We start from the raw sequence: 346 nt of genomic DNA, 5'->3' as shown, positions 1-346 counted from the left end.
TTCTACAGCTTTATCTGTAACGATTAATGATGTACCAAATGCACCAGCTACACCAACTGCTGATGTAGTTCAACCAACGTGTGCAGTACCTTTAGGTAAAATTTCAATTACCTCACCATTAGGTGCAGGATTTGAATACAGTATTGATGGCACGAACTATCAGGACTCAGAAAACTTTATTAACTTAACTTCTGGAACTTATAGTGTAACGGCTCGAAATACTTCAGATCCTACATGTGTTTCTACAGCTTTATCTGTAACGATTAATGATGTGCCAAATGCACCAGCTACACCAACTGCTGATGTAGTTCAACCAACGTGTGCAGTACCAACAGGTAAAATTTCA

At 38.7% G+C, this 346-nt stretch carries 1 protein-coding gene; it reads left to right on the top strand.

Going from position 1 to position 346, the window contains the following annotated elements; genetic code table 11:
- Positions 1–346: hypothetical protein (locus FHP04_RS14575; RefSeq protein ID WP_158319157.1), on the top strand; the 346-nt coding region annotated here is incomplete at both ends.

It is taken from the genome of Aequorivita sinensis, assembly GCF_006346335.1.
GTDB lineage: Bacteria > Bacteroidota > Bacteroidia > Flavobacteriales > Flavobacteriaceae > Aequorivita > Aequorivita sinensis.
This window is presented reverse-complemented; position numbering and strand designations above follow the sequence as displayed.